Raw genomic sequence first — 12,330 nt, 5'->3', positions numbered from 1 at the left:
GTTTGTTTTATTGAATTGTATTGTTTTGTAGCACTGAATTGTAAAATAGACCTATTTTAATGTCAATTTCGTTGGAAACACAACAGCCTCTTGCAAACCATAATTCAGTATCATTATCAGGAGGTGTGGTTCCTGGAGCATATTCAAAACCTGTGTATTCAAAATTTTTGATTTCTACTAAAAATTTAGTAATCCCGTTGTCAAAATCATTTCTTATAACTGTTTTTTGCAATTCAGTTTTTTCTATCAAATAGTTTATTTTAACAACAGTAATATGATCTTCTATTTGATCAGGTGTTTCAGTTATTGTTTGAAAATTATTGTTAATATAACTTATTATTGTAGTTAAATCTGAGTTCACATATTTAATAATGAAATAGTCCGCTTTGTTAACCATTATTTCAATATCAGTAAATGTAAGCGCTATATTGGCTTTAATGTCTTCTTTTTGGCTTTTGGTGGTGTTTGGTTTAAATCTTATCCTAAAAAAATGGTCAGATGGGTTAACAATGTATTTAGTGTTAGTATATGAGGTGCTATTGGTTCTGTTCTCGATAGATGTTCTATCTGTAGTAGTTTTAGATTCTAATGCGTTATCTGTTTGAATGTCTTCGAGTTGCTCTTCTTTTACAGAGCATCCATTTAAAAAAAGGATACTAATTAGCACCGAAGCTAAAATTTTTATTGTCTTTATCATTTTAATTGAGTTTGTGTCTTAATACAAAACCGTTTCTAAATATATATATTTGTTACCCAAGTTCAATGTTTTTATTTTGAAATCATTTTTAATTGTTTTTTGGGTATCATTTTTGATGTTTTAAGTTAATCTAACCAACTATTCTTTTTAATGAACAATACTAATTACTTTATTAACGGTTTAAAAACCCAAAACGAAAAAGTAATACTAGAGATTTACACTAATTCTTATCCCAGCGTGAGGCGTTTTGTGCTTCAAAATTCAGGACAGGAAGTGGATGCACAAGATGTGTTTCAAAAAGCAATAATCCAAATTATGGCTAGAGTGCAGGTTCAAAATGTAGTTATTAAATCAACTTTTGATGGGTATTTATTTACTGCTTGTAAAAACCTATGGCGCAGAGAGTTAAATAAATCAAAACGGATGGTAACATTTGATCAACCAATTGAACTTAAGGTTGAAGCTAATGATATGGCACAGTCTGTTTTAGAGCAAGAACGATGGGAGTTTTTTCAAGAAAAGTTAGAGTTAATCTCCGGAAATTGTAAAGAAATTTTAAAACGTTTTTTTAAAAAAATGCCTTATAAAGATATTGCCAAGGAGTTAGATTATAGTGACGACAATGTGGTTAGACAACGTGTGTTTAAGTGCAAGAATAAATTAACCCAAATGATTAAAGAAGACAATCGTTATAATCAATTAAAGACATTATGATTTTATCTGATAACCTACTATTACAAGCAGATAAGTACTTGGTCAATAAGTTGACCGAACCCGAATTAAGTGCTTTTTTACTTGAACTGAATAGTAATGCGAAATTGGCAGATTACGTAGCAATTAACAAAGAAATGAGTATTCAGTTTAGTGATACGGACTGGCAATTTATTGAGACTACGGATGCAAACCAAACCAAAGACTTACAGACGTATTTTAAAAGTGATAAGGCAATAGCATTAAAGTCCGCGCTAAATGATGCAGCAAAAAAACATAAAACAATTAGTGAATCTAGTAAGGCAAATAATAGTAGGGTGTTCTCGTTTTTGGCAATAGCAGCATCTGTAATTTTACTTGTTGGTTTATTCTTTTTAAATAGAACTTCTGATATTTATGATAGTTACAATTCTTGGACTGAGTTACCTTCTATGATAGAGCGAGGTGAGGCTAAAAGTGCAATATTAGAAAATGCTGAAATTAAGTTTGTCGCTAAAGATTTTGCTGGAGCTAACAAATTATATACAACGTATTTGACGGAAACTAAATCAAATAATACTAACGTATTTTTATATTTAGGAATTACACAATTAGAATTAAATCAAAACAAGAATGCGTTAGCTACCTTTGATAAGGTAATAGACAGTGATAGTATCGATTTTTCTAAAGGCTATTGGTATAAAGCGTTGGTGTATTTAAAAGTAAAAGATAATTCTAATGCGATAGCGCAATTAAAATTAATAACAAAAGACAACAGTAATTACAAGTATAACGAAGCTCTGAAATTATTGTCGCAGTTGGAGTAGTATTTTTTAAGTCGAAGTCAAATCTGGTATTTCGACTGATATTATATATGATTTAAAAAGCCTTTTCAATTGGAAAGGCTTTTTTTATTTCAAAACTGTATATTGTGACAAATAGTTAGATATGTCAAATAAAACAAAATATTCTTTATTAACAGCGCTGGTTGTAATATTAACTTATGGTGCTAAGGAGTATATTAATGTTCAGGAACAAACGGAAGTTGTAGCACAAGGTAAAACGGTTAAATCAGGCACTAACGAATACTTTTTACCAACAAGCACTACTGGACAAATTGTGCATCATGATGGTTATAGTTTGAGTTATAGCGAGCCACATGAGCAAGCAGAGTGGGTAGCTTATGAGCTTAAAAAGTCTCACTTATCAAAAAGTGATTTTAAAAGACCTTATTTTGAAGTAGACAATGCTGTAAAAACAGGTGCTGCACATTGGCGTAATTATAAAAAATCAGGTTATGATCGTGGTCATTTGTGTCCTGCTGGAGATAGAAAATATAGTAAATCTGCGCATGACGAAACTTTTTTGACTAGTAATATTTCTCCTCAACGACATGATTTTAATGCAGGTGTTTGGAATCGATTAGAACAAAAGACTAGGTATTGGGCTAGTAAATATGATGGTGTTTTTGTGGTTTCTGGAGGTGTTTTAAAAGGAAAAATGAAAACTATTGGAACAGAAAAAGTGGCTGTGCCTAATCAGTTTTATAAAGTATTGATAGATAATAATTCTGGTAAGACTAAAGTTATCGCATTTTTGATGCCTCATCAAGAGTCTGATCAGCCATTATATAAATTTGTAACTTCAGTTGATACTATTGAAAATTTAACCGGAATTGATTTCTTTTCAGAATTAGAAGATGCTACAGAGAATAGATTAGAAGCCTCTAGTGATTATAAAGGTTGGAGCTTTTAGATTGAGACTTATGTTGAAATTTTAAGGCAAAAGTTAGAAGCTGAAAAGTAATATTTGACGAAAATGATTCTTTTACTGTTTAAGTGATTTTCTGTAATTTCTAATCAGTATTTTCTAAACTAATTTTTTCTTTACTCCGGTCCATCGCAAGTTTCTAATAAATTGACCTTCTTCAATAGATACTAGTTGTTCTGGTTTGTTTTTTACAGCTTTTAAGTAACCAATAATATAATCTTTAAAGTAGCGGAAGCTTTTCTTTTTTAAGCCCATTTTTAAGGCTGTTATGAGTGTAAGTGTAAAACCGTAGCGCATTTTGTACATCGCTTCTCCTTGCAGGTATTTTGCACCTTTATTATAGCTTACGCCTGTAGGTTTTAAATGTTTAACGTGTAATGTTTCGTCTAATACAATATCGTAGTTATTGTATTTAGCTAGCAACTCGTCAATAGTATCCCAACCCATTGCTCTTTTAAGTTGTCCGATAGCTTCAAAACAATCTTTGCGGTAGGCTTTAAGTGCGCCTCTAATATGGTCTTTTCCAGTTATCGACTCTAAAACCCAATCATTATTTTTTTGAATATAACAATAACCAGCAACCATCCCAATGGTTTTGCTTTTATTAAAATGAAGCGCTAATGTTTCTAAATAATTTAAAGGAAAAATAAGATCGGCATCAAATTTACAAAGTACATCGTAATTGGTGTCTAAAACCTCATGTCCTTTGTAAAAGGCGTTGATTATTTTAGTTCCTGGTAAGTGTTTGTTTGATGACGTAACGTTAACTAAAGTGATGTAGTCATGGTGCTTCTGAAAGTCTTCTACAATACTTCTTGTGTTATCCGTAGAGTTATCATTAACCACCACAATTTGTTTAGGAAGTAACGTTTGGTCTGCTAAAGACTGTAGTGTTAATCCAATAGAAGATTCTTCGTTGTGTGCTGGAATAATAATGCTGAAATTCAAAATAGAAAATATTAGAATTTAAAGTTAGATGTATTTAAGCGCGTTCAGCATAAATAATATAATATCTAGGGGTAAACCATCTTAAAATTGGTCTAATTCCTAATTTTTTTGTTGGATTGGTCCATTTTTGTCTGTCTATAATTTTCCATCCCGTTTTTTCTAATAACCAATCTAATTGCCAATCTTCAAACTCGTGATAATGTCTATCCCATGTATCTGTTTTACTTCTGTAAGCAGAAGAAAACCATAATCTAAGAGGTACACTTATTACTAATTTGTCTGCTTTTATACTCTGTAAAACAGTAAAAGGATTTAATAGATGTTCAAATATCTCAAAAGCAGTTACTACTGTTGCGTCTGAGTTTTTAATTGCTGATGTGTCAAAATCTAGATCTTCACCTGTCGTATTTTCTACTACAAATGCGTGGTCCTTTAAAATTTTGGTAAACGGGTTTTCTACACCTAAATCTAACACTGTTTCAGATTTAGAAATATGCTTTTCTAAAAATTGATAGGTTAGTTTAAAGCGTTTATGCGGAAAGGTTTGTTCGTACACAAAAATAGATTTTAGTCAGAAATAGATTCAGACTTTTTATTGTTTATAAACTATAGCATTAATATTCATACCTGCACCAACACTAGCAAAAAGGATAACATCTCCTTTGTTAATTTCTTGGTTTTCTAATTGACCGTTCAAAATCAAATCGTACAAAGTAGGTACTGTTGCAACACTAGAATTACCAAGAGTGTTAATACTCATAGGCATAATTCCTTCAGGCATTTTCATGTTGTGCAATTTGTAAAAACGTTTTACAATAGCTTCATCCATTTTTTCGTTAGCTTGATGAATCAAAATCTTTTTAACATCCGTTATATCGTAACCACTTTTCTCTAAACATGATTTTAAAGCTAATGGTACGTTTGTTAAAGCAAATTCGTAAATCTTACGACCATACATTTTAATGTAACGACGTTTACTATCAGACTCAGGCTTGTTAGTTTCTCCGAAGAAAATATAATGTGCTTCGTCATAAGCAAAAGTTGCAGATTCGTGAGCTAAAATACCACCTTCTTCAGTAGTCTCTTCAACTATAACAGCACCAGCACCATCACTATAAATCATAGAGTCACGGTCATGTGCATCTATCACTCTAGATAAGGTTTCGCTACCAATAACTAAACAACGTTTAGCGATGCCTGCTTTAATAAAAGCATTAGCTTGTATAACGCCCTCTATCCAGCCTGGACAACCAAAAAGTAAATCGTATCCAACGCATTTAGGGTTTTTAATTTTTAAAAGGTGCTTTACACGAGAGGCTAAACTAGGGACAGTATCACTTTGTTCCGAGTCTATTTTTACATCACCATAATTATGTGCTACGATAATATAATCTAAAGTTTCTTTATCGATTTTTGCATTTGCAATAGCCTTTTCGGCTGCAAAAAAAGCAATGTCAGAGTTTGATAATTCAGGTTTAGCATAGCGCCTTTCCTCTATACCTGTTATCGCTTTAAACTTTTCTACGATAACCTCATTTGGGCTGTTTATTTTAGAACCATCAGCATTCAAAAATTCGTGATTGTAAAAATCTTCATTTTTTTCTATCGTACTCGGGATGAAGCTTCCTGTGCCTGTAATCTTAATATTCATATAAAAAGAAATTGCCTTTAATTATTTAACTACAAAGATAAGCAGTAAATATTAAAGGCAATTTTAAATGATTATTTTTTTACGATGTTCAACGCTTAATTTGCCTCTACATATGCTTCAATAGGTGCACAAGTACAAAATAAGTTACGGTCTCCGTAAGCATCGTCAACACGACGTACAGAAGGCCAGAACTTGTTGTCTATCACGTAGTCCAATGGGTATGCAGCCTTTTCTCTAGAGTAAGGTAGTAACCATTCGTCACTTGTTAACATCGCTAATGTGTGTGGCGCATTTTTTAACGGATTATTATCGTCATCCTTTGATGCAGCATCAATTTCTTTTCTAATAGAAATCATAGCATCACAAAAACGATCCATTTCTGCTTTGCTTTCGCTTTCCGTTGGCTCAATCATCATCGTTCCGGCAACCGGAAAAGATACTGTTGGTGCATGAAAACCATAATCCATTAGTCGTTTTGCAATATCTACAACTTCGATACCATTTTCTTTAAACGGACGACAGTCGATAATCATTTCGTGGGCTGCACGACCTTGCTCTCCAGAATACAACGTTTCATAAGCACCTTGTAACCTGTGCTTGATGTAATTTGCATTTAAAATGGCAATTTCAGTTGATTTTTTTAAACCTTCTGTAGCTAACATTTTAATGTAACCATAAGATATTAGACAGACTAAAGCTGATCCAAAAGGTGCAGCAGAAATAGCAGTAATAGCTTGATCTCCTCCAGTTTTGATTACTGGGTTACTTGGTAAAAATGGCACTAGTTGTTTAGCAACACATATTGGTCCAACACCAGGTCCACCACCACCGTGAGGTATAGCAAACGTTTTGTGTAAGTTTAAGTGACAAACATCTGCACCAATATTACCTGGATTAGTTAAGCCTACTTGCGCATTCATGTTGGCACCGTCCATGTAGACTTGACCACCATTATCGTGTATTATTTGTGTTATATTTTTAATTCCTGACTCATAAACACCATGTGTTGACGGGTAGGTTACCATTAAGGCAGCTAAATTATCTTTATGTAATTCTGCTTTTTCACGTAAATCGTCAATATCGATATTACCGTTTTCATCTGCTTTAGTAACAACCACTTTCATTCCGGCCATGACTGCACTTGCAGGATTGGTTCCGTGAGCAGAACTTGGTATTAAACAGATGTTTCTGTGATGATCCTCTCTAGATTCGTGATACGCTCTAATAACCATTAATCCCGCATACTCACCTTGAGCACCAGAGTTTGGTTGTAAAGAGGTTCCTGCAAAACCTGTGATTTCCGTTAGTTGGTCTTCTAATGCTTTTAACATTTGTTGGTAACCTTCGGCTTGATCTATTGGCACAAATGGGTGAATACTTCCCCAGTTTGGATTACTTAAAGGTAGCATTTCTGAGGCTGCATTAAGCTTCATTGTACAAGATCCAAGTGCAATCATAGAGTGATTTAAAGCTAAATCTTTACGCTCTAATCCTTTTACGTAACGCATTAATTCTGTTTCAGAATGGTGCGTATTAAAAACATCTAAAGTTAAAAATGACGTTTGACGTTGTATTGAATTTTGAATATTGTTTGCGTCAGTAAAACCATCTATTGTTACTGCCGGCTTTGTTTCCGCTTCAGCGAAAATTGAAATAATCTCGTTTAAATCTTTTACAGAAGTCGTTTCGTTTAATGAAACCGTTACTGTAGTATCATTAGGGTAATAAAAATTAACCTCACGTTGTTCTGCAATTGTTTTTACTACTGATGCATTAGCTTTAAGCTGGATGGTATCAAAAAAGGCAGTGTTTACTTGCTCGATTCCCATTTTAGTTAAGGCGTCGGCTAAAGTAGAGGCTGCATTATGTACTTTATTAGCTATAAACGTTAAACCTTTTGGTCCATGATACACGGCGTACATACCAGCCATAACTGCTAATAGTACTTGTGCAGTACAGATGTTAGAGGTTGCTTTGTCACGTTTAATGTGCTGCTCTCTAGTTTGTAAAGCCATACGTAAAGCTCTGTTGCCATTAGCGTCTTTTGTAACACCAATAATACGACCAGGTATATCACGTTTGTAAGCTTCTTTAGTAGCAAAATAAGCGGCGTGTGGACCTCCGTAACCCATTGGGATACCAAAGCGTTGTGTAGTACCAACTACCACATCTGCACCAAATTTACCTGGCGCTTCTAATTTTACTAAACTTAAAATGTCTGCAGCTACTGCTACTTTTATGTTATTAGCATTTGCCTTTTCTATAAAAGTTTTGATATCTGTAATTTGACCATCTTTTCCTGGGTATTGTAAAATAGCTCCAAAAAAGTCTGACGAAAAATCAAATGTTGCTTCTGTACCAATAACTAGCTCAATTCCAATTGGAGTTGCTCTGGTTTGCAATAATGAAAGTGTTTGCGGTAAAATAGCATCACTTACAAAAAACTTGCAAATCCCTGCTTTTTTCTGGTCGCGTGCTCTAACCGAGAATAACAAACTCATAGCTTCTGCAGCAGCAGTACTCTCGTCTAATAAAGAGGCGTTTGCTAATTCCATTCCTGTTAAATCAGTAATCATGGTTTGGAAGTTAAGCAATGCTTCTAAACGCCCTTGCGCAATTTCTGCTTGATAAGGTGTGTAAGCTGTGTACCAACCCGGGTTTTCTAAAACGTTACGTTGTATAACAGCCGGAAGGATTGTAGGATGGTACCCTAATCCAATGTAGGTTTTATAAGTTTTGTTAAGTTTTGACAGGGTGTTAATATGATTTGAGTATTCATATTCTGTCATTGCTTCGTCTAATTGTAATTCTTTTTTAAGACGAATTGGTGCAGGTACGGTTTCAGAAATTAGTTGTTCTATAGAATCTGCATTAACTGTTTGAAGCATTAGTTTTTGATCATTTTCTCTAGGACCAATGTGACGTAATGCGAAAGCGTTTGTATTCATTTGTGTTGTGTTGTTAATGTCCTATTTTGGAGGACTGACAATAAATTTTAGTTGCTTTTTTAATGATTGCAAAATTAACAAAAACTAATAGAAAGTTTTGTTAAAAATTGAAAGTTTTCAACTATTAGGCTGCTTTATTAACAGATTAATTATTTTTGCCTAATGAAGGTGTTAAAACAACTTTTAGATTTTTACATAAATAGCAGCGTGCATGTTGCCTTAGCAGTGTATGCACTAAGTTGGGTAACTCTAAAAAAGTTTGATATAAATTATGATAGCAGTGTGTTGTGGTTTAATTTTTATGCCACAATAACGGGTTATAATTTTGTAAAATATTTTGGGATCGCCAAGTGGCATCATAGAAGCTTGGCTAGTTGGTTGCGCGTCACACAAGTGTTTTCTTTGGGTTGCTTTATTTTAATGTGCTATTATGCATTACAATTAGCGGAAGAGTCGTTGGTTTTGATTGCTATATTTGGAGGTGTTACTTTTTTATACGCCATTCCTTTTTTACCAAAAAAATGGTATTTAGATGCCCAACAAAACCTGAGAGATATTAGTGGGTTAAAAGTATATATTATTGCTTTGGTGTGGAGTGGGGTAACCGTTATTTTGCCACTAGTAAATAATGAAGTGGGCTTTAGTGAGGACGTGATTGTGTCCGTTTTACAAGTTTTTATATTTGTAATTGCTTTAATGTTGCCTTTTGAAATTATAGACTTACGTTATGACAGTCTAAAATTGGCGACAATACCTCAGAAAATAGGAGTGAAGCGCACAAAACTACTAGGTCTTGTTTTGTTACTTATATTTTATTTATCAGAATTTTTTAAAGATACCATTCAAACAGACTATTTAATAACACAATTAATAGTCTGTTTAGTGTTAGGTATATTTATACTATTTGCTAACCAAAACAGGACAAAATATTATACGTCCTTTTGGTTGGAAGCCTTGCCTGTCTTTTGGCTAGTGTTGATGCTTATTTAACTCTTTTTCAAAAGACGACTTTATGGTGTCTTTTTCTCTAGAAGATAAATTATTTGCTTTTACTTTATTAACTAGTGCAGTAAGTTTATCGTTTGTTTTTGAGTGTTGCCTGCATACAGCACACATCAAACTATGAAATTTAAACTTTATTTTTTCAACGAATGACGCTTCATCGTATTGTGCTTTGTCACAGATGTGACCGGATTCCTCGCAAGAAATCATAAATTTATTCATCATTTTTAAAACCAATTATTTTGTAGGCAACTTGCCATAGATACTCGGGCTCTGTGTATTATTACCCACAGATTAGACGCAGTAATTTCTAATTCATTACAAATAGTTTCCGTTTCGTAATTTAAAATTGTTTTCATTTCAAATATCTGAGCTTGCTTTTTTGGCAATTTTGATAAACAATTATCAATTGCATCGGCTAGTTCGGTATTTTCAATGTTGTCTTCTGCTGTTTTATCGTAAGGATCAGCAACGCGTTCCTCTAGCCAATCGCCTTCGGTTTCGCTGTCACTATTATAGGACATTCTAACTTCTGCTTTTCCTTTGTTAGAATTGATTTTACGATAATGGTCAATGACTTTTCTTTTTAAAATTGAAACTAACCATGTACGTTCGCTAGCTTCGCCTTTAAAATTTTTCATACTTTTTAGACCAGCTAAAAATGTTTCAGAGACTAAATCTTGCGCGATAGCTCTATCATTTACACGCGTAATGGTGTAATTAAACAGGTAATCGCTGTATAAATCAATCCATTTATTGGGATCTATTTTGTGATTAGGCATATAAATAATTTTTCTTTTTCAGGCTAAAAATAGTAAAATTAGAACAAACCTTAAGTTTTATTTTTTTAATACGTTTTCTAATGCTGTTTTTATGTTTTCAAACTTAAAAATAAATCCATGTTGTAGTAATTTTTCAGGTAAGACATTTCTGCTTTTTGTAACCAATTCTGTTTCTGTGTCTATAAATAATGCTCCAAGTTTTAAAAGCCATAAAGGATGAGATATTCCAAACGGAACTTTTAATACATGTCTTAAACTTTGCATTAGTGTTTTATTATCTGTGGGTTGAGGTACACAAAGATTAAATACACCTTCTAATTTTTGTTCCATTAAAAACTGAATGGCATTAGTAAAATCATCTTCATGTATCCAACTTACTTTTTGTTGTCCTGAGGCTTGTTTACCGCCTAGTCCAAAACGTGTTAATTGTTTTAAAGGGATTATTGCACCACCATTTTTACCCAATACAATAGAGGTGCGTAAGATTACTTTTTTTGTTTTTGGGGTTGTTATTGCATTAAAAGTTTGTTCCCAGGATTTAGCGATGTTCATAGAAAAATCATCGCCTATTATTCCGTTGTGCTCGGTATTTGGAGTGTCTAAAGATCCTTTATATATTGTTGCAGTGGAAGAGTTAAACCAATACTTAGGTGGATTGTCACACAGGTTGATAGCTAAGCCAAGTAAATTGGTGGTGTCAATTCTGGAATTGTAAATTGCTTTTTTGTTTTTATCTGTATATCTACAGTCCACAGATTTTCCTGATAGATTTATTAATGCGTCTGCATTTTCTAAATGTTTAGTCCAATCACCCAATTCTGTTCCATTCCAATAAATTTCGTTTTCAGATTTTGGTTGTCTGCTTAGAATCAAAACAGTATAATTTTGTTTTGTAAAATGAGTTTTTAAGACTTGCCCTAAAAATCCCGTACCGCCTGCTATGATTATTTTTTTCATTTTTAATTTATTTAGTACAAGTTATAATGTAATACCCAAAACTTTTCATGTGTAGTCCAGATAATAGTGCATAAAAAGACCCTTGCAAGTTATGCAGACTTTCTTTTTTTAAACCTTTAAGGGTTATTATATTTTTTATGAAGAACCCCATAATTGTAAACGGAACATGTAATACAGAAGGAGCTACTCTAAGCGAAGCGTCTTCTATTTTGATATTTGTAAAGCCAACAGATTGAAGCTTTTTAACCATGTTATTTTTGGTTTCTAACTTTTCTAAACTCCAATGACTACACAGTTTGTGATACGCGTATTTACCACCGTAACATAATTCTGTTTCTTCTTTTTTCAAGAAAGCATCAGCAATAACTAATTTGCCATCTAGCTTTAAGATCCGGTAAGCTTCTTTTAGTGTTGTTTTGCTATGACCAGAATGACAAAAACTTTCTATGGCTAAAGCCGAATTAAAACTGTTAGATTTAAATGAGGTGTTATTGTAGTTTTCTTTTAGGATTGTTCCTTTTAAGCCTTTTAGTAATTGGTTTCCTTTTTTTACTTGAAAATCGGATAATGTAACACCAAATGCAGTCAGGTTTTTATGTTTATTAATAGCATATCGCATGGAGCCACCCATACCGCAACCTAAATCAATTAAAGTTGCTTTTTTGTTAGTGTAATTAAAGCGACTAATCACTTGATTTGTCATTTGGTTTAACATTGCGTCTCTTTTAAAAGGGTTTGTTTTAAAAGGAATGTAGTATCCAAAATGCATATTAAAATCTTTACTCCAAAACTCATAGTCTTCTGTTGCTTCGTTATAAAAGTCAACCATTTCTATTTTGTTTTTTTCTGACTGTTCAACTTGTGCTGTGAGTATTGTTTTCATAA

The 12,330-nt window shown here is 33.0% G+C and carries 13 protein-coding genes; 4 read left to right on the top strand and 9 right to left on the bottom strand.

The genetic code is table 11. From position 1 onward, the window contains the following. Nucleotides 1-7 precede the first annotated feature (7 nt). On the bottom strand, nt 8-697 hold the full coding sequence (locus tag BMZ09_RS03335) for a hypothetical protein (RefSeq protein WP_090837487.1): 690 nt from the start codon (nt 695-697) through the stop codon (nt 8-10). Nucleotides 698-847: 150 nt separating this feature from the next. Between BMZ09_RS03335 and BMZ09_RS03330 the strand changes: the two genes are divergently transcribed. From BMZ09_RS03330 to BMZ09_RS03320, 3 genes are all read left to right on the top strand, one after another. Further along, entirely contained in the window at nt 848-1,411 is a 564-nt protein-coding gene (locus tag BMZ09_RS03330) for an RNA polymerase sigma factor (protein WP_090837486.1), read from the top strand. Then, nucleotides 1,408-2,214 (top strand): tetratricopeptide repeat protein, encoded by an 807-nt coding sequence (locus tag BMZ09_RS03325; RefSeq protein ID WP_090837484.1) that lies wholly within the window; start codon nt 1,408-1,410, stop codon nt 2,212-2,214. Before BMZ09_RS03330 ends, BMZ09_RS03325 begins: the two co-directional genes overlap by 4 nt. 121 nt (nt 2,215-2,335) lie before the next feature. Further along, a complete protein-coding gene (locus BMZ09_RS03320; protein WP_090837483.1) occupies nt 2,336-3,142 on the top strand; it encodes a DNA/RNA non-specific endonuclease in 807 nt (268 codons plus the stop codon). A gap of 114 nt (nt 3,143-3,256) precedes the next feature. Here BMZ09_RS03320 and BMZ09_RS03315 read toward each other — a convergent pair whose 3' ends face one another. The 4 genes from BMZ09_RS03315 to gcvP form a co-directional block, all read right to left on the bottom strand. Continuing rightward, nucleotides 3,257-4,105: a glycosyltransferase family 2 protein gene (locus tag BMZ09_RS03315; protein WP_090837481.1), complete on the bottom strand. Its 849-nt coding sequence runs from the start codon at nt 4,103-4,105 to the stop codon at nt 3,257-3,259. A 34-nt stretch (nt 4,106-4,139) separates the two neighbouring features. After that, complete coding sequence (locus BMZ09_RS03310; RefSeq protein WP_090837479.1) at nt 4,140-4,661, bottom strand: class I SAM-dependent methyltransferase; 522 nt, start codon at nt 4,659-4,661, stop codon at nt 4,140-4,142. A gap of 36 nt (nt 4,662-4,697) precedes the next feature. After that, nucleotides 4,698-5,756 (bottom strand): 3-oxoacyl-ACP synthase III family protein, encoded by a 1,059-nt coding sequence (locus tag BMZ09_RS03305; RefSeq protein ID WP_090837477.1) that lies wholly within the window; start codon nt 5,754-5,756, stop codon nt 4,698-4,700. A 95-nt stretch (nt 5,757-5,851) separates the two neighbouring features. Further along, nucleotides 5,852-8,704, bottom strand: coding sequence for an aminomethyl-transferring glycine dehydrogenase (gcvP, locus tag BMZ09_RS03300; RefSeq protein WP_090837476.1), 2,853 nt, complete (start codon nt 8,702-8,704; stop codon nt 5,852-5,854). Nucleotides 8,705-8,866: 162 nt separating this feature from the next. Between gcvP and BMZ09_RS03295 the strand changes: the two genes are divergently transcribed. After that, a complete protein-coding gene (locus tag BMZ09_RS03295; protein WP_090837474.1) occupies nt 8,867-9,694 on the top strand; it encodes a UbiA prenyltransferase family protein in 828 nt (275 codons plus the stop codon). On the opposite strand, the gene BMZ09_RS03290 is transcribed toward BMZ09_RS03295, so the two are convergent. The 4 genes from BMZ09_RS03290 to BMZ09_RS03275 are packed head-to-tail and all read right to left on the bottom strand — an operon-like array spanning nt 9,674 to nt 12,328. Next, nucleotides 9,674-9,931, bottom strand: coding sequence for a glycine dehydrogenase (locus tag BMZ09_RS03290; RefSeq protein WP_245741085.1), 258 nt, complete (start codon nt 9,929-9,931; stop codon nt 9,674-9,676). The two genes, BMZ09_RS03295 and BMZ09_RS03290, sit on opposite strands and share 21 nt — an antisense overlap. Nucleotides 9,932-9,933: 2 nt before the next feature. Further along, on the bottom strand, nt 9,934-10,488 hold the full coding sequence (locus BMZ09_RS03285) for a sigma-70 family RNA polymerase sigma factor (protein WP_090837472.1): 555 nt from the start codon (nt 10,486-10,488) through the stop codon (nt 9,934-9,936). 57 nt (nt 10,489-10,545) lie between these two features. After that, nucleotides 10,546-11,445: a TIGR01777 family oxidoreductase gene (locus BMZ09_RS03280; RefSeq protein ID WP_090837471.1), complete on the bottom strand. Its 900-nt coding sequence runs from the start codon at nt 11,443-11,445 to the stop codon at nt 10,546-10,548. A 7-nt stretch (nt 11,446-11,452) separates the two neighbouring features. Continuing rightward, entirely contained in the window at nt 11,453-12,328 is an 876-nt protein-coding gene (locus BMZ09_RS03275) for a methyltransferase domain-containing protein (RefSeq protein ID WP_090837470.1), read from the bottom strand. Nucleotides 12,329-12,330 lie beyond the last annotated feature (2 nt).

Origin of the sequence: Olleya namhaensis (assembly GCF_900114005.1) — a bacterium.
Classification (GTDB): Bacteria; Bacteroidota; Bacteroidia; order Flavobacteriales; family Flavobacteriaceae; genus Olleya; species Olleya namhaensis.
Note: the sequence above shows the minus strand (reverse complement) of the source record. Positions and strands in the feature narration are given on the sequence as shown.

Coding starts and splice junctions, on each gene's coding strand:
- BMZ09_RS03290 (WP_245741085.1), bottom strand. CDS start 9,931: ATGATGAATAAATTTATGATTTCTTGCGAGGAATCCGGTCACATCTGT.
- BMZ09_RS03285 (WP_090837472.1), bottom strand. CDS start 10,488: ATGCCTAATCACAAAATAGATCCCAATAAATGGATTGATTTATACAGC.
- BMZ09_RS03305 (WP_090837477.1), bottom strand. CDS start 5,756: ATGAATATTAAGATTACAGGCACAGGAAGCTTCATCCCGAGTACGATA.
- gcvP (WP_090837476.1), bottom strand. CDS start 8,704: ATGAATACAAACGCTTTCGCATTACGTCACATTGGTCCTAGAGAAAAT.
- BMZ09_RS03330 (WP_090837486.1), top strand. CDS start 848: ATGAACAATACTAATTACTTTATTAACGGTTTAAAAACCCAAAACGAA.
- BMZ09_RS03320 (WP_090837483.1), top strand. CDS start 2,336: ATGTCAAATAAAACAAAATATTCTTTATTAACAGCGCTGGTTGTAATA.
- BMZ09_RS03280 (WP_090837471.1), bottom strand. CDS start 11,445: ATGAAAAAAATAATCATAGCAGGCGGTACGGGATTTTTAGGGCAAGTC.
- BMZ09_RS03295 (WP_090837474.1), top strand. CDS start 8,867: ATGAAGGTGTTAAAACAACTTTTAGATTTTTACATAAATAGCAGCGTG.
- BMZ09_RS03325 (WP_090837484.1), top strand. CDS start 1,408: ATGATTTTATCTGATAACCTACTATTACAAGCAGATAAGTACTTGGTC.
- BMZ09_RS03335 (WP_090837487.1), bottom strand. CDS start 697: ATGATAAAGACAATAAAAATTTTAGCTTCGGTGCTAATTAGTATCCTT.
- BMZ09_RS03275 (WP_090837470.1), bottom strand. CDS start 12,328: ATGAAAACAATACTCACAGCACAAGTTGAACAGTCAGAAAAAAACAAA.